Origin of the sequence: Flavobacterium sp. (assembly GCF_027484945.1) — a bacterium.
GTDB lineage: Bacteria > Bacteroidota > Bacteroidia > Flavobacteriales > Flavobacteriaceae > Flavobacterium.
On record NZ_JAIXRZ010000009.1, the window covers coordinates 1 to 25511 of the forward strand.

The 25511-nt window shown below is 39.6% G+C and carries 23 protein-coding genes and 1 tRNA gene; 14 read left to right on the forward strand and 10 right to left on the reverse strand.

Translation table 11 applies throughout. The features are described 5' to 3' along the window. From Q0039_RS01090 to Q0039_RS01110, 5 genes are all read right to left on the reverse strand, one after another. Window positions 1–939 (reverse strand): acetyl-CoA C-acyltransferase (locus Q0039_RS01090; protein ID WP_297507732.1); only part of this gene is annotated, 939 nt, incomplete at its 3' end. An 80-nt stretch (window positions 940–1019) separates the two neighbouring features. After that, window positions 1020–3410 carry a 3-hydroxyacyl-CoA dehydrogenase/enoyl-CoA hydratase family protein gene (locus tag Q0039_RS01095; protein WP_297507735.1) on the reverse strand — a complete coding sequence of 797 codons (2391 nt, stop codon included), beginning with the start codon at window positions 3408–3410 and terminating at the stop codon, window positions 1020–1022. A 25-nt stretch (window positions 3411–3435) separates the two neighbouring features. Further along, the gene (locus Q0039_RS01100) at window positions 3436–3867 is read right to left on the reverse strand and encodes a MarR family transcriptional regulator (protein WP_297507738.1); all 432 of its coding nucleotides are present in this window, start codon (window positions 3865–3867) and stop codon (window positions 3436–3438) included. 300 nt (window positions 3868–4167) lie between these two features. Next, the gene (locus tag Q0039_RS01105) at window positions 4168–4788 is read right to left on the reverse strand and encodes an SOS response-associated peptidase (protein WP_297507741.1); all 621 of its coding nucleotides are present in this window, start codon (window positions 4786–4788) and stop codon (window positions 4168–4170) included. A 59-nt stretch (window positions 4789–4847) separates the two neighbouring features. Further along, entirely contained in the window at window positions 4848–6629 is a 1782-nt protein-coding gene (locus tag Q0039_RS01110; RefSeq protein WP_297507744.1) for an AMP-dependent synthetase/ligase, read from the reverse strand. A 116-nt stretch (window positions 6630–6745) separates the two neighbouring features. Here Q0039_RS01110 and Q0039_RS01115 point away from each other — a divergent pair, with 116 nt between their 5' ends. Both Q0039_RS01115 and Q0039_RS01120 read left to right on the forward strand, forming a co-directional pair. Next, window positions 6746–8671, forward strand: a complete 1926-nt coding sequence (locus Q0039_RS01115) for an alkaline phosphatase family protein (protein ID WP_297507747.1) — start codon at window positions 6746–6748, stop codon at window positions 8669–8671. Window positions 8672–8678: 7 nt separating this feature from the next. Next, the gene (locus Q0039_RS01120; protein WP_297507750.1) at window positions 8679–9254 is read left to right on the forward strand and encodes a dual specificity protein phosphatase family protein; all 576 of its coding nucleotides are present in this window, start codon (window positions 8679–8681) and stop codon (window positions 9252–9254) included. Between the two features lie 221 nt (window positions 9255–9475). Here Q0039_RS01120 and Q0039_RS01125 read toward each other — a convergent pair whose 3' ends face one another. The 3 genes from Q0039_RS01125 to Q0039_RS01135 all read right to left on the reverse strand — a co-directional run bounded on the left by Q0039_RS01125 (window position 9476) and on the right by Q0039_RS01135 (window position 15408). After that, the gene (locus Q0039_RS01125; RefSeq protein WP_297507752.1) at window positions 9476–9934 is read right to left on the reverse strand and encodes a hypothetical protein; all 459 of its coding nucleotides are present in this window, start codon (window positions 9932–9934) and stop codon (window positions 9476–9478) included. An 80-nt stretch (window positions 9935–10014) separates the two neighbouring features. Then, window positions 10015–13665 (reverse strand): phosphoribosylformylglycinamidine synthase, encoded by a 3651-nt coding sequence (gene purL / locus Q0039_RS01130; protein ID WP_297507755.1) that lies wholly within the window; start codon window positions 13663–13665, stop codon window positions 10015–10017. A gap of 123 nt (window positions 13666–13788) precedes the next feature. Continuing rightward, complete coding sequence (locus tag Q0039_RS01135; RefSeq protein ID WP_297507757.1) at window positions 13789–15408, reverse strand: hypothetical protein; 1620 nt, start codon at window positions 15406–15408, stop codon at window positions 13789–13791. Window positions 15409–15561: 153 nt separating this feature from the next. Here Q0039_RS01135 and Q0039_RS01140 point away from each other — a divergent pair, with 153 nt between their 5' ends. From Q0039_RS01140 to Q0039_RS01160, 5 genes are all read left to right on the forward strand, one after another. Continuing rightward, complete coding sequence (locus Q0039_RS01140) at window positions 15562–15984, forward strand: hotdog fold thioesterase (RefSeq protein ID WP_297507759.1); 423 nt, start codon at window positions 15562–15564, stop codon at window positions 15982–15984. Beyond that, window positions 15948–17033: an isochorismate synthase gene (locus Q0039_RS01145; RefSeq protein WP_297507762.1), complete on the forward strand. Its 1086-nt coding sequence runs from the start codon at window positions 15948–15950 to the stop codon at window positions 17031–17033. Before Q0039_RS01140 ends, Q0039_RS01145 begins: the two co-directional genes overlap by 37 nt. Before the next feature lie 29 nt (window positions 17034–17062). Next, window positions 17063–17779 carry a bacillithiol biosynthesis deacetylase BshB1 gene (bshB1, locus tag Q0039_RS01150; protein WP_297507765.1) on the forward strand — a complete coding sequence of 239 codons (717 nt, stop codon included), beginning with the start codon at window positions 17063–17065 and terminating at the stop codon, window positions 17777–17779. A 213-nt stretch (window positions 17780–17992) separates the two neighbouring features. After that, window positions 17993–18069 (forward strand) — tRNA-His (locus Q0039_RS01155). 69 nt (window positions 18070–18138) lie between these two features. After that, window positions 18139–18687 (forward strand): hypothetical protein, encoded by a 549-nt coding sequence (locus tag Q0039_RS01160; protein WP_297507768.1) that lies wholly within the window; start codon window positions 18139–18141, stop codon window positions 18685–18687. Between the two features lie 10 nt (window positions 18688–18697). Here the strand turns inward: Q0039_RS01160 and Q0039_RS01165 are convergent, their stop codons facing one another. After that, on the reverse strand, window positions 18698–19744 hold the full coding sequence (locus tag Q0039_RS01165; RefSeq protein WP_297507772.1) for a M28 family metallopeptidase: 1047 nt from the start codon (window positions 19742–19744) through the stop codon (window positions 18698–18700). A gap of 169 nt (window positions 19745–19913) precedes the next feature. Here Q0039_RS01165 and Q0039_RS01170 point away from each other — a divergent pair, with 169 nt between their 5' ends. From Q0039_RS01170 to Q0039_RS01200, 7 genes are all read left to right on the forward strand, one after another. Continuing rightward, window positions 19914–20369: a DUF1801 domain-containing protein gene (locus tag Q0039_RS01170; RefSeq protein ID WP_297507775.1), complete on the forward strand. Its 456-nt coding sequence runs from the start codon at window positions 19914–19916 to the stop codon at window positions 20367–20369. Then, complete coding sequence (locus tag Q0039_RS01175; protein WP_297507778.1) at window positions 20366–20992, forward strand: Crp/Fnr family transcriptional regulator; 627 nt, start codon at window positions 20366–20368, stop codon at window positions 20990–20992. Before Q0039_RS01170 ends, Q0039_RS01175 begins: the two co-directional genes overlap by 4 nt. 49 nt (window positions 20993–21041) lie before the next feature. Further along, window positions 21042–21842, forward strand: coding sequence for a sulfite exporter TauE/SafE family protein (locus Q0039_RS01180; RefSeq protein WP_297507782.1), 801 nt, complete (start codon window positions 21042–21044; stop codon window positions 21840–21842). A 137-nt stretch (window positions 21843–21979) separates the two neighbouring features. Continuing rightward, window positions 21980–23386 (forward strand): MBL fold metallo-hydrolase, encoded by a 1407-nt coding sequence (locus Q0039_RS01185; RefSeq protein WP_297507786.1) that lies wholly within the window; start codon window positions 21980–21982, stop codon window positions 23384–23386. Beyond that, entirely contained in the window at window positions 23386–23592 is a 207-nt protein-coding gene (locus Q0039_RS01190; RefSeq protein ID WP_297507789.1) for a hypothetical protein, read from the forward strand. The genes Q0039_RS01185 and Q0039_RS01190 overlap by 1 nt, the downstream gene beginning before the upstream one ends. Then, the gene (gene trxA / locus Q0039_RS01195; protein ID WP_297507793.1) at window positions 23582–23884 is read left to right on the forward strand and encodes a thioredoxin; all 303 of its coding nucleotides are present in this window, start codon (window positions 23582–23584) and stop codon (window positions 23882–23884) included. Before Q0039_RS01190 ends, trxA begins: the two co-directional genes overlap by 11 nt. A gap of 48 nt (window positions 23885–23932) precedes the next feature. Beyond that, window positions 23933–24115, forward strand: coding sequence for a hypothetical protein (locus Q0039_RS01200; RefSeq protein WP_297507797.1), 183 nt, complete (start codon window positions 23933–23935; stop codon window positions 24113–24115). 188 nt (window positions 24116–24303) lie between these two features. Here Q0039_RS01200 and Q0039_RS01205 read toward each other — a convergent pair whose 3' ends face one another. Continuing rightward, on the reverse strand, window positions 24304–25503 hold the full coding sequence (locus Q0039_RS01205) for a pyridoxal phosphate-dependent aminotransferase (RefSeq protein WP_297507800.1): 1200 nt from the start codon (window positions 25501–25503) through the stop codon (window positions 24304–24306). Window positions 25504–25511 lie beyond the last annotated feature (8 nt).

Consider the following 25511-nt stretch of genomic DNA (forward strand, 5'->3'; position numbering starts at 1 on the left):
TAAATCAATGTCTTTTAATTGCAAGCCCGCTTGATGAAGGGCTTTTGGAATCGCTTTTACGGGTCCGATTCCCATTATACGCGGCTCTACACCTGCAGCTGCATAACTAACCATACGCGCTATTGGTTGAAGGTTAAGTTCTTTAACCATAGCTTCGCTCATAATCATGACAAACGCAGCGCCATCACTCATTTGTGAAGCATTACCCGCAGTTACACTTCCATCTGCAGCAAAAACCGGACGAAGTTGGGCTAAAGCTTCAAGATTCGTATCTGAGCGCGGACCTTCATCTTGGTTCACGGTATACTTTTTTGTTTCTTTTTTACCTTCGGCATTAACAAAAGTGTGTGCAACGATTATGGGTGCAATTTGATTTGTAAATCGACCTTCTTGTTGCGCTTTAATTGCCTTTTGATGTGAAGCATAAGCGAAGGCATCTTGTTCTTCACGGCTTACCTTGAATTGTTTGGCTACGGCCTCAGCGGTGAGTCCCATTCCCCAATAGTAATCCTCATGACCAGCCGCTGCAACGTTATAATCAGGCGTAGGTTTGTATCCTCCCATCGGAATATAGCTCATACTTTCTGAACCCCCGGCAATAATACAATCGGCCATTCCACATTGAATTTTGGCCACGGCCATACTTATGGTTTCTAAGCCTGATGCACAATAACGGTTTACCGTTACACCGGGAACATCGGTTACTTTCAACCCCATTAGTGAAATTAAACGGGCCATATTGAGCCCTTGTTCTGCTTCGGGCATGGCATTGCCCACCATGACATCATCGATTCGTGAACGGTCAAAATCGGGTAATTGTTCCATTAAATAGGCAATAGTTTCTGCTGCCAATTCATCCGGACGTTTGAAACGGAATAATCCTTTGGGCGCTTTACCCACGGCAGTGCGGTATCCTTTAACGATGTAGGCTGTCTTCATTACTTATATTATATTTTGAATGATAAATTTTAAATGATTTATGAAAGATATTTATGATTTCTCATTCAACATTTAAATTATTAATTACGTAGTGGTTTTCCTTTGGTTAACATATATTGTATGCGTTCCAATGTTTTTCGTTCGGTACACAAACTCAAAAATGCTTCCCTCTCGATATCTAATAAATACTGTTCAGAAACCAAAGATGGTTCCGATAAATCGCCACCGGCCATTACATACGCTAATTTATTGGCAATTTTTCGATCGTGTTCTGAGATATAGTTCCCAGCTACCATTTGATCTGTTCCTACTAAAAACATACCCAATGCTTGTTTTCCTAATACTTTGACATCGTTTCGTTTAATCGGTTGTGTATAGCCCTGTTCCGCCATTTGTAATGCGACTTGTTTAGCGGTAGCTATCTGGCGATTACGATTAACCACAACGATATCTTTTCCTTTTTGAAAAATTCCCAAGTCAAAAGCTTCATAAGCAGAAGTTGCTACTTTTGCCATTCCGATAGTTAAGAAATACTCTTGCAAAACGTTCAATTCTACATCGTTTTTGTGAAATAAATCGGCTGCGCGTAAAGTCATTTCTTTGGATCCTCCACCTCCTGGAATAACCCCAACCCCAAACTCCACTAAACCGATATAGGTTTCGGCGGCTGCCACCACACGATCAGCATGAAGGGTCATTTCGCAACCGCCTCCCAAGGTCATTCCATGAGGGGCCACGACAACGGGTATCGAAGAATAGCGGCAACGCATCATCGTGTTTTGAAAAACCTGAATTGCGCGATTTAATTCTTCATATTCTTGTTCAACCGCCATCATAAAAATCATACCGATATTTGCACCTACCGTAAAATTCGCCCCTTGGTTAGCGATTACTAATCCGTGGTATTCTTTTTCGGCTAAGTCAATGGCTTTATTAATACCTGTTATGACTCCACCTCCTAGGGTATTCATTTTAGAATGGAATTCCAAATTTAAAATGCCATCGCCCAAGTGAAATACCGAACAATCACTATTACCCCATATTTTGTGGGTTTCTCGAATATTATCTAAAATTACAAAACTGTCTTGCCCTGGTTTTTGGGTATACGACTTTGAAACAAGATCATAATAATTCGTTTTTCCAGCGGTCACACTATAGAATGTTGTTTTTCCTGCAGAAAGCATCTCGGTAACCCAAGTTGCTGGAGTGTACCCCTCGTTTTTCATCATCTCGATGGCTGCTGCAACTCCAATGGAATCCCAAATTTCAAACGGGCCATTTTCCCATCCAAAACCGGCTTTCATGGCATCGTCAATTTTGTATATTTCATCAGCAATTTCGGGTATTCGATTGGATACATAGGCAAACATTGCTCCCAAATTCTTTCGATAAAAAGCACCGGCTTTGTCTTCGCCTTTAACCAAAATTTTAAAGCGATCAATGGGTTTGTCAATCGATTTGGTTTTTTCTAAAGTGGCAAAAGAAGCTTTTCTATTGGGTCGGTAGGTTAGCGTCTCAAGATCTAATGACATGATTTCCTTCTCTACTTTTTTGTAAAAGCCTTGTTTGGTTTTGCTACCCAACCAATTATTCTCCATCATTTTTTGAATGAAATCTGGAAGTTGAAACAAATCATGCGCTTCATCAGATTCACAATTGGCATAGATGCCGTTAGCTACATACACTAAAGTATCTAAGCCGACCACATCAACTGTTCGAAACGTAGCCGATTTAGGGCGACCAATTACCGGTCCGGTTAATTTGTCTACTTCTTCAATTGTTAATCCCAATTCTTTTACTTGATGAAACAAGCTCATAATTCCAAAAATCCCAATGCGGTTTCCGATGAAAGCTGGGGTGTCTTTGGCAATAACTGAGGTTTTTCCAAGAAATTTAGAACCGTAATCAAATAAAAAGTCAATGACTTCAGGATGGGTTTTCGGACCCGGAATTATTTCAAACAATTGTAAATAACGTGCAGGATTAAAAAAATGTGTGCCACAAAAATGGGCTTGGAAATCTTCGCTGCGCCCTTCACTCATGAAATGAATGGGAATTCCCGAAGTGTTGGAAGTTACAAGCGTGCCTGGTTTGCGGTAGGTTTCAATTTGTTCAAATACCAATTTTTTAACATCCAAGCGTTCGACGACAACCTCGATAATCCAATCGCACGTAGCAATTTTTGCCATATCGTCTGTTGTATTCCCGGTAGTAATACGCGAAGCAAATTTTTGATTGTAAATTGGTGAGGGATTCGACTTTAATGCGCTAGCTAAATGCTCGTTAACTATACGGTTGCGAACCGACTTGTCAGCTAAATTGAGCCCTTTACGCTCTTCCAACGGTGTCAACGCATGGGGTACAATATCCAATAACAAGACTTCGAGTCCAATGTTTGCAAAATGGCAAGCAATGCCCGATCCCATAATTCCAGAACCAACTACAGCTACTTTTTTTAGGTGTCGTTTCATAGTATATATCGCAATGTATTTTATTTTAAAATATTTTTTTTTCAGCAATCAAATCAAAAATAAGGTCGCTAACTTCCATAAAATGTTTTAACTGTTCTTCAGAGATTTGTCTGCGTATCACTTCATTAAAGCGCAATACGGTATTTTTTGATAATTCTCTTTTTTCACGCCCTTCATCCGTAAGAAAAATCAATACCCCACGTCCGTCATCCGGATTCTTTTCACGGTAGATTAACCCGCGATCTTCCATCGTTTTTAGCGTTCGTGTTAAACTCGTGGGTTCCATCCCCATACGATTACTAATATAAGTTGAAGGCGTGCCTTCTTCTTTGTCTATACTTAATAGTGCAAAGCCTACAGCCATAGAAGCATCATATTTTGAAGCTTCTTCATTATACATTCGGGCTACCGCTTGCCAAGTAGTACGAAGTGCGTAGTCAATTGTTTTGTCTTTCATAGAAAAAACGTTCGTATTGAATTCAAATGTACAAAAAAAATATTATGCACGCATAATAAATTTAAAAAAAATACAGCTTAGGTTCAAAGTTGCTTTTTCCTATTTTGAAAGTAATTATGCAGCAGGATAATAGTCAATTAAATGCCTTTGGGCGTGTCCCTTTGGGCCGCGTTTTTCGCTGTATCTTTAGGCTGTTACACACCACAAAAGGATGCCGCTTCAACCGCTCACGCTCATTTGGAGATGGAAAGGGGTGTGCGTTGTGTTTTCGTTTCCAAAAGAATGAAGTAGTTGAGGGAATTATCCCGGAAAAGCGATTAAGGGTACTTGATAAGGTAAAGCCAATTGCTGTGGTTCAAGGGTATGTTGCAGCCAACGTTTTTCGTCTTCTTGTTTTAAAAGTACGGGCATTCTTTTTTTAGAATTGTGCACATAGGCCATGGTTTCGTTGGCTTCGGTTGTTAAAATCGTAAATGTCGCATGTATTTCACCAGTCTGCGGATGCGTCCAATAGCTATACAAACCTGCAAAAGCAAATAGCTCCGTTGGACCATGTATAAGGTATCGTTGTTTGTTTTTTCCTTTTTCATCTAACCAATGCCAATCGTAAAATGCATTTGCTAGAATAATGCACCGATTTTGAAGTATATCACGATACGTTGGTTTTTCGGCAATAGTTTCTATTCGTGCGTTTAAGGTGTTTTTTCGAATGGTATCGTCTTTTGCCCAATAGGGAAGGAGTCCCCAACTAAAATCGCACTGAATTTCCTCTGGTTTTTCATCGGTGATCAACGCAATTTTTGGATGTTCAAATCCGTTGAAAATATCCGATTGCGGCAGTATTGCCTCATCAGATACCTTGGCTTTGAAACGCTCTTCCAATTTGACCTTGGGGTCTTTCATTTGCATGTAGAAACACATGGATAATGTATATAAAAATTGTGTTATTAAGATATAAAAAACACCCCGAAGGGTGTTTACTAATCGTTATCTCGGTAAATGGAATTGTATAAATGGATATACTTTTCTTTGATCATTTTTCGTTTCAATTTAAGTGTTGGTGTTAATTCACCTCCATCAATACTCCAAATCGTTGGTGTCAGTTCAAATTTTTTAATTTTTTCCCAACTACCAAATCGTTCATTGATTTTGTCTACTTCTTCTTGAATTCGGGCTATTACACGAGGATTGGCAACTATTTCTTCATACGAAGGTCCAAGGGGTTCTTGATGTCTTTTGGCCCATTCTTTAATAAAATCGAAGCTCGGTTGAATTAATGCTGCAGGCATTTTTTCCCCATCGCCAATCACCATAATTTGTTCAATGAAGAAGGATTGTTTCATTGCATTTTCAATAAGCTGTGGTGCAATGTATTTCCCCCCCGAAGTTTTAAACATTTCTTTTTTTCGATCGGTTATTTTTAAAAAGCCCTCTGTATCGATTTCACCGATATCTCCCGTGTGAAAGTAACCGTCTTTTAGGACTTCTTGGGTTAGCGTATCATCTTTATAATACCCCATCATTACGTTGGGACCTTTGCATAAAATCTCACCATCTTCCGCAATTTTAACCGTTACATTGTTGATTACTTTACCTACAGTTCCCACTTTAAAACCTCGATTTTTTTGATCATTTACAGTGATTACAGGTGAAGTTTCGGTTAAACCATAACCTTCCATTACCGGCATGCCAGCTGCTGCAAATACGCGAATGAGTCGCGGTTGTAAAGCGGCACTACCCGAAACCATTACTGTAAGTTCGCCACCTAAAGCTTCCTGCCACTTGCTAAAAATTAATTTTCGTGCAAGTTTCAATTGCATTTCATACCACCATCCATTGGCGCCGTAGGGTTCGTATTTCAATCCTAATTCCAATGCCCAAAAGAAAATTTTTCGTTTGAGTCCGGTAAGTTCGGCTCCTTTTTGATAAATCTTGTCGTACACTTTCTCTAACAAACGCGGTACAACAGAAAAAACGTTGGGTCGAACTTCCTTAATGTTATCCGATAATTGATCAATACTTTCAGCAAAATAAATGGAAACGGAGTAGAATTGGTAGATGTACAAAATTATACGTTCAAAAATATGGCACACGGGTAAAAAACTTAGCGCCTTCGATTTGCCTTCTTCAAATGGAATTCGTGGAGCACTATCCAAAACATTAGAAACAATATTTTGGTGCGATAGCATTACGCCTTTGGGTTTTCCTGTTGTTCCTGAGGTGTATATTATTGTGGCCAAATCGGTTGGTAAAACACCTTGTTTGCGCTCTTCAACGGCATCTTGATTGGAGGTGTCAGCACCCAATTCTAAAAGTGTTTTCCAATGGGTACAATCAGATAATGAATTGAAGCAATATACTTCTTTGAGTGTTGGGATTTGATTGCGAACCGAATTTAGCTTTGCAAAAACTTCTACATCAGATACAAAACAATAGCTCGATTCCGAGTGATTTAAAATATAAGCATAATCATCGGCAGCAATTGTTGGATAAATCGGTACTGTTTGCGCTCCGGTTTGTAAAATTCCAATATCACAGACATTCCATTCGGTTCGGTTTGTCGAAGTGATCAGCGCAATTTTGTCATTTTTTTGAACGCCTAAGCGCAAAAAAGCACGAGAAATGGCGTTAGCTTGGTTAAGATATTCTTGGGTAGACGTTTTCACCCATTCTTTTCCATATTTTGTTACCAAACAATCGGGTTTGTTATTTTTAGAAAGTTGGTAATACGGGAAGTCAAATAGCCTACTTATCGATTGCATAGTCAATTTTTTCTGCCAAATTAAAGAAAACAACGGGCTTTCACAATATTAATTTAAAAATTAGATGCATTAAAATCGTAATTTGTAGTTTTGCGCCTAAATCGAATGAATTAGAAATGCAAGGTTTCCCTCGACTAAATGAATATAAAACGTTAGCTTACAGAGTGTTTTTAGTATTTGTCTTTTACACTGCAGCTCGTTTTTTATTTTATTTTTATAACGCACAACTCATCAAGGTTGATTCGTGGACCGAATTAGTACCGTTGGCTTATCATGGATTAGCGTTTGATGCTACTGCAATTCTATATGTCAATGCGTTGTTTATTCTATTATCGGTATTGCCATTTACCATCAATACGCGCAAAGGATATCAGTTGTTTTTAAAAACCCTCTACTTCGTTACTAATCTTTTTGCATTTTCATTCAATTTTGTAGATTTTATTTATTACCGCTATTCGTTTAATCGAAGCACACGTGCATCAATGGATATTGTGGAGCATGAAACGAATAAAGGAGCCTTGTTGGCTAATTTTTTGGTGAATTATTGGCACGTTTTTGTTTTGTTTTTGGGAATGGCTATTTTATGGATTTATCTGTATGAAAAACAAAAAGTTAAGCATGGTCGGATAGCGCATAATTTAAAGTATTTCTTCAGTTCTACCATGATGCTTTTGTTGATTGCATTCCTCTGTATTGGAGGCATTCGTGGCGATTTTCGAAAAAGTACCCGCCCGATTAACATGGTTGATGCGAGCCGATTCGTGTCGGACGCTTCCCAGTCGGATTTTGTTTTAAATACGCCCTTTGCGGTGATTCGAACCTGGAATACCAATACGTTTCAAAAAGTACAATTGGTCGATAAAAAAGTAGTTGATTCTTTGATTATCCCAATCAAACACTATAAAAACTTTCCGAAGTCAAAACCCAATATCGTCATTTTTATTTTGGAAAGTTTTGCGCGCGAGTATGTAGGTTCGTTTAATCCGAATACAACCATAAAAAACTACCGGGGCTATGCTCCCTTTGTTGATTCGTTGGCCCAGCATAGTTTGATTTTTACCAATGGATATGCTAATGGGTACAAGTCGATTCATGGGATGTCGTCGGTGATTTCGGGCATACCTTCATTTAAAGATGCATTTACCTCTTCTCCTTATCCGAAACAAAAAATTGAATCCTTGGTTTCGGTTTTAAAAAACGAGGGTTACGATACTTCATTTTTTCATGGGGCACCCAACGGATCGATGGGATTTTTAGGGTTTAGTAATATTTTGGGTTACGATCATTATTATGGCAAAAACGAATACAACAATGATGCTGATTTTGATGGCGTTTGGGGAATTTGGGATGAACCATTTTTTCAATATTTCAACAAAACCATTACCGCCAAAAAACAACCCTTTATGGCAACTTTGTTCTCAGTTTCCTCGCATGAACCTTATATTGTTCCCGATCAATACAAAGGAAAGTTTCCCAAAGGGGATAATCCAATGCACCAATGTGTGGGCTATACCGATTTTGCATTAAAACAATTTTTTAAAGTGGCCCAAAAACAAGCATGGTTTCAAAACACAATTTTTGTTTTGGTTTCCGATCACGACAATTTGATTTATTATGACGCATACGGTAAAGATCAACTTCAGCATACCGTACCGATATTATTTTACAGTCCGAATGGGCAATTTAAAGGGGTAAATCACGATTGGGCGCAACAGATTGATATTTATCCAACGATACTGGATATGATGGGGTATGAAAAGCCTTTTCGTAGTTGGGGAAGAAGTTTGCTAAGTGAGAAAAAAGTACCCCCATTTGTAATGCGGTATTCTTCTGATCATTATCAAATGATGAGCGGTTCCTATATTTGTACTTTTGACGGTACAAAAGCGGTCGGATTTTATGCTAAAAACGATAAAGATCTCAAACACAATTTGATCAAAAATCGCAATGCAGAAATGAACTTATTAGAACAACGATGCAAAGCATTTTTACAAGACTATATGGAGCGGATAATTGATAAAAAATTAACTTCAAAACCCTAATGATACTATGAAAAAAAAAATACTAACTGCTGTAATTATTTTAGTTTTAGGAGCTGGAGGTAAGTATGTTTATGATCGACATATCAATCATAACTTTAAGACAATTACCGAAGGTAAAGTATATAAAAGTGGGGTAATACCACCCGATGAAATTGAAGCTTATGTAAAGAAATACCATATCAAATCGATTGTTGATTTGCGCTTTCCTGGAACAGGAGATGACGTGAATAATCCTGAAGTCCCTGCAGAATTGAAAGCCGAAAAATTAGCAGTGGCTAAAATTCCGGGGGTCAATTATTTCAACAACGGTTCAGACCAAGTCCCCAATCAAAAGAATCTGGATTATTTCTATACAATTATGGATAATCCAAAAAATTATCCCGTATTGATTCATTGTTACCACGGTATTGGTCGTGCGCAGTTATATGCAGCCCTTTATCGAATGGAATATGAAGGTTGGTCCAACGAGGAAGCCCGAGCGCAGACAGCTTTCCCAATCAGGTTTAGTTCTTTCGACGACGGTAAACCAAAAGGTGAATTTTTAAAAAATTATAAAACCCGAAAACAAAAAAGAGCTAAATAAGTTTTTTAATGTGACAATGAAACAATGAGTCGATGTGTCAATTAGCCAATTAGCCAATTAGCCAATTAGCCAATAACCCGATGAGTAAACCCGACCACCCAACCACAGGCAGGCCGACGAATCGATTCGAAAATTGGCTGATGTGGCAATGTGATGCTATCGTTTTATTGTGATTTGAAAAGAGATTATTGCCTTGCGATAGCCTCAATCTTTCTAAAAAGTTACTTGACCGATTTCTTCTTTTCTTCTTTGGTAGTAAACAATTTCATGCGTTCTCCGTTAATGAAAATTTTACAGGTATTTAAATGGACAGTCATTTCTACATGGGTCCAGGATTCTTCGGGCTCGTCTGAATTGGGTGTTGTATACTTGTAATACAAAATGTATTTTATATTGTCATACCCTTTGGTTTCTTTTAAAACCCCACTTTCAGAACATTCCAACCCCCAAATTATTGGCCGCTTAACGGCTTCATGTTGTTGGTAATATCCCGTTCCACCAGAGTTTAACTCAATTACGGGTTCGCCGCCTTTGAATTGGTACGTACCATAAATTGGGTATTCACATTTTGTGGTAATAAATAACTTTCGGTCTTCGGTTTCGATTTCACTTACTTTCTGGGCAAAACAAACGGAAGCCGTTAGAAAAAAAACACTATAAAAAAAGGTACGTAGTAGCATAGGGTTTAAATTTAGGGTACAAGTTACTAAAAAAAGGAAGCCTAACCTGAAATAAATTCATGTTAGGCTTTAGGCTATAATTATTTTTTTTCTATCCATTTACGGGCATTTACAAATGCTTCAATCCAGGGACTTACCGTATCTTTTTCACCTCGGTCGGGATAATAAGCCCAGTTCCAAGGAAAAATCGACCGTTCAATATGCGGCATCATTATCAAATGTCGTCCCGTTGCATCACATAGCATAGCCGTATTGTAATCGGAGCCGTTCGGATTGGCAGGGTAATTTTCATAGGCATATTTGGCAACAATGGGGTATTGATTTTCTGCTTCCGGCAAGTTAAATTTACCTTCCCCGTGCGAAATCCATACGCCCAATGTACAGCCTTCTAGGGTAGACAACATTACGGAGTTATTTTTTTGTATGGTAACCAAAGTAAAGCCACTTTCGTGTTTTTTACTGTCGTTATGGTGCATTTTTCCGTGTACAGCATGCTCTGGGTGAATCAATTCCAATTCCATAAACAACTGACAACCGTTGCATATCCCTACCGACAGGGTATCAGGCCGTGCAAAGAATTTTTTTAAAGCTGCATTTGCTTTTTCGTTGTATAGGAACGCACCGGCCCAGCCTTTTGCGCTTCCCAAGACATCCGAATTGGAAAATCCTCCAACTGCACCAATAAATTGTACGTCTTCTAAATTTTCACGACCGCTAATCAAATCGGTCATGTGAATGTCTTTGACGTCAAATCCAGCCAAATACATCGCATGAGCCATTTCGCGTTCCGAATTACTTCCTTTTTCACGAATAATCGCAGCTTTGGGACGAATTGCTGGTCGTGGCTCTACCTTTCCAGTAAAATGGGCAGGAAATTGATACCGAAGGGGTTGTTCAAAAATATGAGTAAAACGCTCTTGCGCTTTGTTGTTTTGGGTTTGTTTTTGATCGAGTAAATAGGATGTTTCAAACCAAATTTTACGCAAATGAGGAATGTCGAGTTCTAAACCATCAATCGTTAATGTTTCATTGGTTGTGATACTACCTAGACGAATGATTTCTACATTTTCTTTCGCAAAAGCAGCTTCAAATTCGGTATCATTTTGTGCTTGCAAAACCCAACCAATATTTTCTGCAAATAAGATTTTAATGGAATCTTTTTCTTTAAATTCCGCTAAAGTCAAAGAGGCGCCCAATTGATTATCGGCAAAGCACATTTCCAAAAGTGTCGTGATCAATCCGCCGCTCCCAATATCATGACCTGCAGCAATTTGACGGTTTTTAATTAAATTTTGAACAGTATTAAATGCTTTTTTGAAGTATAAAGCATCTTGAATCGTAGGAACTTCGTTGCCAATCGTATTTCGAATTTGGCCGAATGAACTTCCGCCCAACTTAAATTCGTCTTGCGAAAGTGAAATATAGTATAACGAGCCGGCATTTCGCTGCGCTACGGGTTCAACCACTTTTGTTATGTTGGAACATTGCCCAATCGCGGATATAATAACGGTACCCGGAGCAATTACTTCACCATTTGGGTATTTTTGTTTCATGGATAAGGAATCCTTTCCTGTAGGTATGTTGATACCCAATGCTATGGCAAATGCCGAACAAGCTTCAACTGCTTCGTAAAGGCGTGCGTCTTCTCCTTCATTTTTACAAGCCCACATCCAATTAGCCGACAAGGATACACTTTGTAAACCCTCTTTTAATGGAGCAAAAACGATATTGGATAAGGCTTCACCAATCGCATTGCGACTACCTGCTTTCGGATCAATTAAAGCTGCAACAGGGGCATGACCAATACTAGTCGCAACACCTTCTTTACCTTCAAAATCCAACGCCATTACCCCAACATTGTTTAAGGGTAATTGCAACGGACCCGCACATTGTTGTTTGGCTACTCGTCCACCTACACAACGGTCTACTTTGTTGGTTAACCAATCTTTACAAGCCACCGCTTCCAAGCGTAATACTTGTTCTAAATAAGATTGGAGTGCATCGCTTGTATAGGTTATTGCTTCATAATTTCGCGCAACGGTACGATCACTCATGATCGTTTTGGGTGAACTACCAAACATATCATTCAAGGCCAAATCCATTGGTTTTGCGCCTGATTTTAATCCTTCAATTGTAAATTTATGATCGTTTGTGATTGCACCCACCGTATACATTGGGGAGCGCTCACGTTCGGCAATACGTTCCAAGGTTTCAAGATCTTTAGAACCTATAACCAATCCCATGCGTTCTTGGGATTCATTGCCAATAATTTCTTTAGCAGAAAGCGTGGGATCACCCACAGGAAGTTGATCTAAGTCAATGGCACCACCGGTTGCTTCAACTAACTCGGAAAGACAATTTAAATGGCCGCCCGCACCGTGATCATGAATGGAAACAATTGGATTTTGATCACTTTCCACCAATCCACGAATCGCATTGGCTGCTCGTTTTTGCATTTCGGGGTTGGAACGTTGAATGGCATTGAGTTCGATACCCGAACCAAAAGCACCCGTATCGGCTGAGGAAACGGCAGCGCCTCCCATTCCGATGCGGTAGTTTTCACCGCCTAAAATTACAATTTGGTCCCCCAATTGCGGTTCATGTTTTTGGGCTTGCTCGGCTTTGCCGTAACCAATACCACCGGCTTGCATGATTACTTTGTCATAACCCAATTTGCGGTTGTTTTCTTCGTGTTCAAAGGTGAGAACCGAACCTGTAATTAAGGGTTGTCCAAACTTGTTTCCAAAATCAGAGGCACCATTGGATGCTTTGATTAAAATATCCATAGGGGTTTGGTAGAGCCAATCCCGTTCTTGCATGGATTTTTCCCAGGGCCGATCTTGGGTAAGCCGCGAATAAGCCGTCATGTAAACCGCTGTACCTGCGAGTGGGAGTGAACCCTGACCACCCGCTAGACGATCACGAATTTCTCCACCCGACCCTGTTGCCGCTCCATTAAAAGGTTCGACGGTAGTTGGAAAATTATGGGTTTCGGCCTTCAAGGAAAGTACCGAAGTAAACGGCTTTTTGGTATAGAAATCGGCTACATCGGCCCGTTGTGGTGCAAACTGTTCGACTACCGGACCTTCAATGAAGGCAACATTATCTTTATATGCCGATACAATTGTATTGGGATGCTCGGCCGCTGTTTTTTTAATTAATTTAAAAAGCGACGTTTCTTTTTCAATCCCGTCAATCACAAAAGTTCCATTGAAAATTTTATGGCGGCAGTGCTCAGAGTTGACTTGCGAAAATCCAAAGACTTCTGAATCGGTCAACTTACGGCCTAATTTTTCAGCCAATTGATTCAAATAGGATACTTCTTCCTCACTTAACGCTAAACCTTCTTGTTGGTTGTAAGCAGCAATGTCTTCTATTTCGAGAATCGGTTCGGGCTGAAGATGAATTGTAAATAATTCTTGATGCAATCGATCAAATTGCTGGGATAGCATGGGGTCAAAATCTATCGTGTCGGCCGCACTTGCATGAAATTCTTCAATACGGACAATGCCCGAAATACCCATGTTTTGTGTAATTTCAACCGCATTAGTACTCCATGGAGTTATCATAGTTGCCCGAGGACCAATAAAGGTGCCGTTGATTTCGAGTTGGTCTATTTTTTGGGTATTTCCAAACAACCAATTGAGTTTTTGGAGGGTTGTTTCAGAAAATGGAGTAGTGGATTGTACTGCATAAACAGTTCCGGTTTCGCATCCGAAAAAATGAATCATTGTTGTGTTGTTGTAATGTTGTGCCACAAAGGTAAGCGAATCTTGAAAGGCTAGCAAACCGATTGGGAATAGTTTTTCACAGGTTTTTGACAATAAAAAAACCTCCAAAAGGAGGCTATTCGCTTAATCTGAAATAAACTGGTAAGCACCAATGTTGGGATTCGGTGCCCGCAATTTGTTCAGTATATCTACCGTAACCGATGTATTTGCTGCAGGCATGGTTGTAAATAAATCAACCGTCGGCCACAGTTTGTTTTCGGTTACTTTTTTCAATTTCGGATTGAATACCTGTCCATTGTTTGCATTATAACAGTTGGTAAAATTGGTTGTATTGGTAGGTAAATACAACGGATTTGAATTGCTATTGTTTAATTTGATCAAACAATTTTGAAATTGGTAGGCAAACGTAACATTGGGTATACTGGAATTGGGCGGTGTGAATTTATCCAATTTTAACGTATTTTGATTACTACCATAAATAATACAATTGGTAAAATTAGCTTGCGTTAAATCACTTATGTAAGTAGCTTCTGAAGTCTCAATATAATTTCCAATAACTACAGCAAACTGTTTCGAACTGTTCCAATTGTTATTAAATGTACAATGGGTAAAATTGTAGGCTCCGCCAAGGGTTGCTGCTAATGAAGCTTGTCCGCAATAGTTGATTGCCATATTGGTAGCTGTAATTTGTGCGTCACGGCCCAATAGTCCCACATTGGCACAGTTGTAAATTTGTACATTCGACAAGTTCAACTTCGGTTGGTTGCTATCGGGTTCAATAAAAGGTAATCGTTTTTGAACCAACAAACCAACTGTTGCATTTTTTATGGTTAAGTGGTTGATCGTATTGGTGTTAAGTTCTGAAAGAATGATCACAGCACCCCATTGTCCGGGTACTTCACTGTAAAGTGGTTCCAATCGATCCCCTTCAAAAACAACTTCATTGGTCAAGTTGGCCGGATCGTTGTTCGGAGGATTACCACCGTTAATTTGAATGGAGGCATTCTGACTCACCAACAGGTTCGAATTGGCATGAAAATGGACGCGCGCTCCCGCATCAACGACTAGATTTTTTCCGTTGGGAACCATGGCGGTGCCATAAATAACATAGGGTTTTTGATTGGTCCAGTGTAACTCATCGCCATTTACAGGGTCATTTTCACTTAAATTACTTCCAATATAGGTTAAAGGATTTCCATCCGGATCCAATCCAAGGGAAATCGTCTCGTATACATTTTGATTATCCCGCTGGGGGTAAATAAAAATCGCATCTTGGATTAACGTAACTAAATCTACATCTTGAATCACATTGTTTGCATGACGGAATTCGATTTTATCGGTGTATAAATAATCGGTAGGATTAGCATCGGCCACGTCAGCGGTGACTTCGATAAAAATAAACATACTGTCTTTGGCTAATAATTCGACATTTCGGAAAATTTTTCCATCACCTGTACCGTTGTTGTCGGCATCTTCACCGGTCATACCATCAACCATAATACGGTAATTTGAGTTTACTCCTTTACCCAATTGTACCGTCGGGATGGCAATATCTTTGTCTGAATCATTGTATACTTTTAAACGGTAAGTGCTTGAACCGATATTAGTGAAAACCGTATCCAAATAGACGGTATCTTTTGAAAATCGAAGTGCGACCGTACTGGGTTCAAACTCAAAATCATCGCGACACGAAGTAAATAGAACACCCGAGAGTAAAGCGATTAAAAAAAGTAGTTTGCGCATGGTTATAAACTGAGAATTTTGGTAAAAATAACGATTTTGATTCATTCATTACCGCATTTATTCGAGTCATAACGTATTTTTTTTCATTTTATTCTCAATCAATTGCATTGTTGGTCTCACGGAAATGGGCTATTTTTGCGCAAAATTGGAACCATGACCTTTGATAAAGAAAAAATGCTTCAATTGTGTAATGCTTGGAGCAAAAATACCTTGATGGAAACCCTTGAAATTGAATATGTTGATGCTGGGGAAGATTTTTTGGTTGCCACAATGCCGGTTAATCCTCGAGTGCATCAACCTATGGGCTTGTTGCATGGTGGTGCTTCGGTTGCGCTTGCAGAAAGTGTAGGCAGTGCAGCATCAATTATGTTTGTCAATCCAGAAAAACAAGAGGTGCGGGGTATTGAGATTTCTGCCAATCACGTAAAAGCCAAGCGCGAGGGTAAGGTAACCGCTACTGCAAAAATCCTTCACAAAGGAGCAAGTATTCATTTGTGGGAAATCCGTATTGTTGACGAAGCCAATAATTTGGTCTCGCTATGCAAACTGACCAACATGATTCTACCGAAACGCTAATGGAGCACATCCGATTAAAAGCGAGTCAAAATTTAGCGCACAACATTCCGTTCGTTTGTTATGCCAAACCCGATTCCAATCAAGTAATCGGACTCTTTCAGCGCACTGCTGAAACGATTGCTTTTGACCCCGAGGCGGCTGGATTTTGTATGGTCTCGTTTGATGGAACCAACCAATATTTAATTCCCGATACGGCTGCTGATTGCTATTTTGAGCAATTTTCACCAACGGATTTCTTGTGGAACCCCGAAGTACCATCAATCGATCCGGAAATACAACAACAATTTGAAAATTTGGTTGCAAAAGCAATTCAGGCAATAGCAACGCATGATTTTCAAAAAGTGGTTCTTTCCCGTAAAGAAATACAATCGGCTACTCCCGAAAATCCCTTTACTGTTTTTGAGCGACTACTCGCATTGTATCCTTCGGCTTTTCGGTATCTATGGTATCATCCACAAACCGGAATTTGGTTGGGTGCTACCCCAGAACAATTGCTCCAAAAAACCGATCAATCCCTTACCACGGTTGCTTTGGCAGGAACCCAAGTAGCTGCTTCCGACGGTCCAGTTGTATGGGGTGAAAAAGAGCAACAAGAGCAACAGTTGGTTACCACTTATATTTGTGATACCCTGCAATCGTTTACCGAAAATTTACAGCTCTCAGCACCTTATACGCATCAAGCGGGTTCGTTGTGGCATATCAAAACCGATATCAAAGCAACCCTTAGTGGCGATTGGAAAGCACTCGTGAACGCATTGCATCCGACCCCTGCTGTTTGTGGTTTGCCTAAAGCGGCAGCGTATCAATTTATTTTGAATAATGAAGGCTACGACCGTAAGTTTTATGCGGGTTATTTGGGCGAATGGAACAAAAACTTTACTACTTTTAAGACCGGCGATTGCGATTTGTATGTTAATTTGCGTTGTATGCAATGGGAAAATGACCGCGTAGCCCTTTTTGTTGGTTGTGGAATCAATAAAGGCAGTAATCCGGAGTTGGAATTTTTGGAAACGGTAAATAAAGCTGCAACGGTCAAACGCGCTTTGTAAATAAGCTATATTTTTAAAAATAAATCATGATGAAATTAGCAATTTTGGCTTTTGGAGCCCATCCCGACGATGTAGAATTAGGATGTAGTGGTACTTTGGCCAAAGAGGTTTCTTTAGGCAAAAAGGTGGGAATAATCGATCTCACCCGTGGCGAACTCGGTACCCGAGGGTCGGTTGCTATTCGCAATAGTGAATCAGCAAATGCATCCCAAATTCTTGGAATTCACATTCGGGAAAATTTGGACATGCGCGACGGTTTTTTTGTTAATGACGAAGCACATCAGTTGAAAATAATTCAAAAAATTCGCCAATACCAGCCCGATATCGTGCTCTGCAATGCGATCGACGACCGGCATATTGACCATGGTAAAGGCAGTAAGTTGGTTTCGGATGCTTGTTTTTTATCGGGATTAAATAAAATAGAAACCGAGTGGGAGGGTCGCGCCCAAACCGCATGGCGTCCCAAAGCGGTATACCATTATATTCAGTGGAAAACCATCGAGCCCGATTTTGTAGTCGATATTACCGATTTTATGGAGTGCAAAATGAAGTCAATTTTGGCCTATAGTTCCCAATTTTACGACCCCAATTCATCAGAACCTGAAACACCTATAGCTTCCAAAAACTTTCTGGAAAGCGTGCACTACCGCGCTCAAGATCTCGGTCGACTCGTGGGCGTTGACTATGCCGAAGGCTTTACCGTAGAACGGTATGTAGCCGTTCGTGCATTGAGTGATTTGGTTTAATATGCCAATGAGTCAATAAGTCAATGAGTCGATTAAGCAATTAGGCAATTGTAGGTATTAACCCATTTAAAAATTTAAAGTTGAATAATTTGCAATACGATTTTTCGATTCGTTTAGCGCGGTTATTTTCTTTTAAAAAAGCTTTGCAAAAAAAAAGTTTTGCGCTATATTTGCCACCGCAAAAGAGGTTGTCCTCGGTTGTATTTTTACACGGTGATTGTAGCTCAGTTGGTTAGAGCGTCGGATTGTGGTTCCGAAGGTCGGGGGTTCGAGACCCCTCATTCACCCCAAAGCCCTGAAATTTCAGGGCTTTTTTATTTTGGTTTACTTTCTTTTTTATTTTTGATAAAAATTTCCACATGAACAACTGCATTTGGGTTCTACTTTTATTACCGGGATTACTGTTGGGGCAGGCCAAAAAGAAAGCACCGACCCAATCCAGTTCACCCACCCAATCTGCTCATGGAGGAATGCATGGGCTGCCTCCCGAGATCGAGCGTACCCTCAAAATCAAATTGGCCGTCATTCAACATTTTGTGTCCCAACCTGGCGATCAAGGCGAAACATTGTTTTGGCAAACCAAAGGCAAACTCACGTTCGGAATTGTGAATTACACCGAAGAACAAAATCCCCAATTTAAAGCGCTGTTTATTGCGCAATACAAAACGATGTATTCGGGCTATATCACTATGATTTCCCAAGGCGATGTTAAAGCTACTAATCAATTTATGCAGTTATTGGTGCGTCAAGAAAATGAATTTCGTGCGCTGCTAAGTCCAACCCAACTTAAAAAATACCGGGAAGCATTTGCAACCATGGAAACCTCCAATCGAGAAGCGTATGACTCCTATACCGGCTTGTTTTTCTCCGACCGCTTGATGGCCGAGTACCAAAAAGGATTTCGATAAAAAAAGAAATTTATTTTTTACTTTCCGGATCGGTTTTGTCTACCACAAGGCGCTGTGCACGATTGGCAATTTCCCAAACAATGTTGAAAGCATATTTCGTGCGCTTGGCGAGTACTTCAAATTCGATTTTATCCACGTCATCCGTAGGCTTGTGGTAATCTGCATGCACCCCACTAAATAAAAATACCGAGGGAATATTGTGTTTTGCAAAATTATAATGATCAGACCGGTAATAAAAACGGTTAGGATCTTTACGGTCATTGTATTTATAATCCAGTTCCAATTGGGTGTATTGGGAATTCACGGTTTCACATACGGTATACAAATCGGTCGATAAATAATCCGATCCAATCACATAAATATAATTGCTATTCCCTGCATGTTTGGCATCGCTTCGGCCAATCATATCGATATTTACATCGGCAACGGTATTTTGCAAAGGGAATAACGGGTTTTCAGTATAATAACGCGATCCGTGTAGGCCATGTTCCTCGGCAGTCACATGCAAAAACAGTATCGAGCGCTTTGGTCCATTGCCTTCTTTTTTTGCTTTTTGAAATGCTTGTGCAATTTCTAAAAGTGCTACAGTACCCGATCCGTCATCGTCGGCACCGTTATAAATTTCGCCATTGCGAATCCCCACATGATCGTAATGTGCAGAGACTACTACAATTTCTTCGGGTTTTTCGGTGCCTTCAATAAACGCCCATAGGTTGGCCGAATCGGGAAGCCCTTCGTTTCTTTTGGCATTTAAAAACGCAGCCGGAACAAATTGCTCATAATTTTGGGCGCCTTTTGGATAAGGTATTCCATTTTTTTTGTACTGCTCGATGAGGTAGTTTGCGGCTTTTTTTTGCCCAGCACTTCCGGTTTCACGTCCTTCCATTTCATCAGCGGCAATTACAGTTAACATCGTTTTTAACTCCCCTGCGGTTATGGTTTCCATGTACTGATTAACGGCAATGGGTTCGGCGATTGGTTTTTTTATGGTGGGTGGAGCTCCGCTACAGGAAAGTAATACAGTAGCAATTATAGCGGATAGAACGATTTTTTTCATAGGTATAGGTAGCCTTAAACGATTAAAATTATGCTTAGACCTAATGCAAAACAAGAGTAAAACACCTCAATTTTTATCATTGTATTCAATAAAATGGAATTGTATTAGGCGCTGTAAAACTAGAAAAAAAATACATTTATATTTGTATCGTAAACGAAAATAAACTTTTATGCAATCAGCAGCCCAATCACCCGAAGACTATATGAAGGAACTCCCCGAAGACCGTGTAGCAGCGATGCAACAACTGCGTTCAACGATCAAGGACAATTTGCCCAAAGGATTCAAAGAGGGGATGAGTTATGGGATGCTTACCTATGTTGTGCCTTTTGAATTGTATCCACCCGGTTACCATTGTGCAAAAGACCAAGAATTGCCCTTTATTTCTATCGCTTCTCAAAAAAATTCGATCAATATATACCATATGGGAATTTATGCTGATGAAAATCTTTTGAATTGGTTTGTCTCCGAATTTCCCAATCATAGTAAAACCAAGTTAGACATGGGTAAAAGCTGCATTCGTTTCAAAAAGCCCGAGTCGATACCATTTGAATTAATAGCCGACTTATGTAAAAAAATGACTCCCGAGCAGTGGATTGCACTTTATGAAAAAAATTACCGTCGATGATCGAACTTTTAAACCAACATTACGGTGCCGTTTTTGAGGAAAAATTACGGCTAGAAATTGCTCAGGTTGCAGTGCTTCGCGATTTTCATGAAGGCGATGTGTTGATCGATTTTGGCGATTCAATTCGAAAAATGCCCTTACTATTAAACGGTGCAATTAAAATCTTGCGCGAAGACTTTGATGAAGGTGAATTATTGCTTTATTTTATTGAAAAAGGAGATACTTGTGCGATGACGATGGCGTGTTGCCTTGGAACTGCCAAAAGTGAAATTCGTGCAGTTGCAGAAACCGACGGTTTGTTAGTTATGATTCCGGTCGAATTTATGGAGGAATGGTTGGGTAAATATAAATCGTGGCGAAACTATGTTTTTACAAGTTACAACAGCCGTCTTAAAGAAATGCTTTCTACCATCGATAGTTTGGCGTTTATGAATATGGACGAACGCATTATGAGTTATTTGATTGACAAGTCGAAAATAGCAAAATCGAAAGAAATATTGGCTACCCATCAAGAAATTGCATACGATTTACATACTTCGCGGGTGGTAGTGTCGCGATTATTAAAAGCAATGGAAAATAAAGGACGCATTCGCTTGCATCGCGCATCAATTGAATTGTTGTAGTGTAACCTAAGTAACCAATCGAAACAAATTTTAATGTCAAATTTGTCGCATGGAAAATGATCATTTAGTTGGATACAGTTTAGCCGTTTTAGTTGGCATCTCCTTAGGATTAATCGGTAGCGGTGGATCCATTTTGTCGGTGCCCATTTTTGTCTATATCATGGGGATGCATCCGGCACTAGCTGCGGCGTATTCATTGTTTGTTGTTGGGATTTCTGCTTTGGTCAGTGGTGTACAAAAAGCCAAAGATGGTTTGGTAGACTTCAAAAAAGTGCTTGCTTTTGGTGTTCCAACCTTAATTGCAGTTTTTATTACCCGAAAAATTATTGTTCCTTCTATCCCCGAAATGCTGGTGATTACCGATCAATTTACACTTTCCAAACGGTTGTTGCTAATGGTCGTTTTTGCTCTAGTGATGCTTGTGGCCTCCTGGAAAATGATTCGTCCCGGTAACGAAACAAAAGGGAATTCAAGTAGCAATCCGTTTACCATTAGTTTGGCCGGACTAGCGATTGGGTTCATTGCAGGTTTTGTAGGAGCAGGTGGTGGATTCTTGATTGTTCCTGCTTTATTGTTTTTAGCCAACACCCCAATAAAAAAAGCGATTGGAACCTCATTGTTTATTGTTGCGGTTCAATCGTTAATTGGATTTTTGGGTGATATTCCCAATCCAAATATCAATTACCCGATGTTGCTCGTATTTACTGGATGCGCATTATTCGGGGTATTGATTGGAAATCGATTGTCAAAAGTAATTGCTGGCGAAAAATTAAAAACGGTATTTGGATACGTTGTCTTAGGAATGGGGATTTATATTTTGGTAAAAGAAATTGGTTTTTCGGCTTCATAACTTAATTTACATCAAGTCTAAATTGGATTGCAATACACTAGAAAAGTTTCTTTTCTTTCCGTACTTTTGTTAGAGTAACTTTAGTTACAATTAATATCCAATATTCGTATTAATTTTACATAAAATTTAGGCGTCACATGAAGATTGAACAAATTTATACCGGATGTTTAGCGCAGGGCGCATATTATATCGAAAGTAATGGTGAAGCTGCCATTATTGATCCCTTACGTGAAGTACAACCCTATATTGATCGCGTTGCTCACGATGGGGCAACCATCAAATTTATTTTTGAAACCCATTTTCATGCCGATTTTGTGAGTGGTCATGTGACTCTTGCTGAAAAAACAGGAGCTACTATAGTATTCGGACCTAATGCTAATCCTACATATAAAGCACATATTGCAACTGACGGTGAAGTTTTTAAAATTGGAAACTGTACCCTAACCGTGTTGCATACACCAGGGCATACCATGGAGAGCAGTTGTTATTTGTTGCAAGACGAAAACGGTAAAGATCATGCCTTGTTTAGCGGCGACACTTTGTTTTTGGGTGATGTAGGTCGTCCCGACTTGGCTCAAAAAGCAGCGCATATGACGCAAGAGCAATTGGCTGGAATTCTTTTTGAAAGTCTTCGTGCAAAAGTAATGACGCTTGCCGACGATGTCATTGTTTATCCCGCTCATGGTGCTGGAAGTGCTTGTGGAAAAAATCTAAGTAAAGAGACAGTTGGTTCGATAGGCGAACAAAAAGCGACTAATTATGCTTTGCGTGCTGATATGACCAAAGAGGAGTTTGTAAAAGAAGTAACGGATGGACTTTTACCGCCGCCAGCCTATTTCCCGATGAATGTCAAATTAAACAAAGAAGGCTATGAAAATGTAGAAAAAATCATTGCAGCAGCTCAAGCTTTGGATGCCGTAGCTTTTGAAGCGGCGGCCAACGAGACAGATGCCTTAATTTTGGATGTACGTCATCAAGATGATTTTTCTGCGGGCCATATTCCGGGTTCGATATTTATCGGAATCGACGGTCAGTTTGCACCATGGGTGGGTGCGTTAATCATCGATTATAAACAGCCGATTTTATTGGTAACTCCTGTAGGTCGAGAACAAGAAACCATTACGCGTTTAGCACGTGTAGGTTATGATCAAACTATAGGTTATTTAAAGGATGGTTTTGCGACATGGAAAAATGCGGGTAAAGAATACGATACCCTCAATGCTGTGACTGCTGTTGCATTGGAAACGCTTTTGCCTGAAGGAGTACAAGTATTTGATGTGCGCAAACCAGGCGAGTATAGCGCTGAACATATCGAAAATGTGCCTTCAACTCCATTGGACTTTTTGAATGATCACTTAGCTGAATTTCCAAAAGATGCTCCATTTTATGTTCATTGTGCGGGAGGCTACCGTTCGGTAATTGCTGCTTCTATTTTAAAAGCGCGCGGGTATCACAATGTGATTGATGTTAAAGGAGGTTTTGCGGCAATTCGTCAAACCGCTATAAAAACAACGGCCTTTGTTTGCCCATCGACTGTAAAGTAATGAAAAAAAATAGTTTAAAGAACTGGTCAATACTCCGCTATGCACGCTTGGCATTAGCATTGGTTTTAATCGTTAATGCGTATGAAACCCGTCAGTGGATTTTTGCCGTATTTGGATTATTTTTCTTGGGGCAAGCCCTATTGAATTGGGGCTGTGGTGCCCAAGGGTGTTCAATTGAATTTAAAAAGAAAGCAGATGAACAGTAATTTTGCCGATATAATCAAGTCAGACAAACCCGTTTTAATTGATTTTTTTGCTACATGGTGCGGGCCTTGTCAGCAGCTTTCACCGATATTAAAAGAAGTGAAAGATGCGCTTGGGGATTCGGTTTCTATCTTAAAAGTAGATGTCGATAAAAACCAAGAGTTGGCAGCCATGCAACAAGTTCGCGGTGTTCCAACGCTGCTCTTGTACCAAAAAGGGCAATTGCTTTGGCGCCAGTCGGGAGTGATTTCAAAAGCACAAATTGTACAAACTATCGAAACGAAACGACTTTAGTAAAAAAAGTAGTATATTTAAAATTATTTATAACCAAAATTAACACACATGAAAAAAATTGTTTCCGTTTTTGCAGTTACTGCATTATTGATTTCTGTAAATAGTTTTGCACAAGAACAAGCTAAAAAAGAAAAGAAAAAAGCTAAAACTGAAAAATCATGTTCTTCAGAAGAGAAAAAATCTTGTGGAACAGGTGAGAAAAAAGGCGGGTGTTGCGCAAGCAAACGATAAGTCAAATAAAACCAATGATTTAATGGTATAAAAGCGTCTCTTCGGAGGCGTTTTTTATTATAAATAAAGCTTCGGTGCTATAGGGAAATTGGATAAGTGATTTCTAAAAGTGCTTTACCTTTAAAGTAATCGTCTTATAAAAAAACCTGCACGTAACGGTGCAGGTTTCAAATTGTAGGGATTCAATCCTAATGAATAGCTTTATATGCGGTTAGCGCAGCATCGAGCACTTCGATCGCACGCTGTAAATCGTCCTTTTTTAATACATAAGCAATACGGACTTCATCCAGACCAACGCCAGGAGTAGAATAAAATCCGGCTGCAGGTGCGACCATTACTGTGGCTCCTTGATAATCAAAAGATTCTAATAACCATTGGGCAAAATCATCCGCATTGGCTACAGGTAATTTTGCAATACAATAGAATGCCCCTTTTGGTGTCGCAACTTTTACACCCTCTATTTTTTCTAATCCCGCCACTAATAGATCCCGTCGTTCTTTGTATTCTTCGATAACTTCATCAAAATAGGATTGCGGGGTTTCTAAAGCGGCTTCACTTGCAATTTGCGCGTAAGTAGGCGGACTCAAGCGCGCTTGTGCAAACTTCATAGCAGTAGCCATCACTTCTTTGTTTTTGGAAACGATACAACCGATTCGTGCGCCACACATACTATATCGTTTGGATACCGAGTCGATCATAATGGCATTTTCTTCAAGACCCGCTTCTTGTAATACCGAATGGTGTTGAACCCCTTCATCATAAATAAATTCTCGGTATACTTCATCAGCAATTAAAAATAAATCGTACTTTTTAACGATAGCTGCCAATTGTTCAATTTCTTCTTTAGAATACAAATACCCTGTTGGATTCCCGGGATTGCAAATTAATATAGCTTTAGTTTTGGGTGTTATCAATTTTTCAAAAGCAGCAATAGGGGGTAGCGCAAATCCTTCCTCAAGTGTCGAAATTACCGGAACTACAGTCACTCCCGAAGCAATGGCAAATCCATTGTAGTTGGCATAAAAGGGTTCTGGAATGATAATTTCATCACCTACATCCATCGTACTTCCAATAGCAAACAATAAGGCTTCAGAACCTCCGGTTGTGATAATAATATCTTGCTTTTCTACTGGTAATCCATGATTACAATAATATTGAGCTAATTTTGTACGGTAGCTTTCAAACCCGGCCGAATGACTGTATTCCAATACCCGAATATCAGCATTTTTAACAGCGTTTAATGCAACTTCAGGTGTTTTTATATCGGGTTGACCAATGTTTAAATGGTATACTTTTACCCCTTTACTTTTGGCAATATCTGCATAAGGTACAAGTTTACGAATAGGGGATTCAGGCATGGTTTTGCCTTTATGAGATACATGTGGCATGGTTTGAT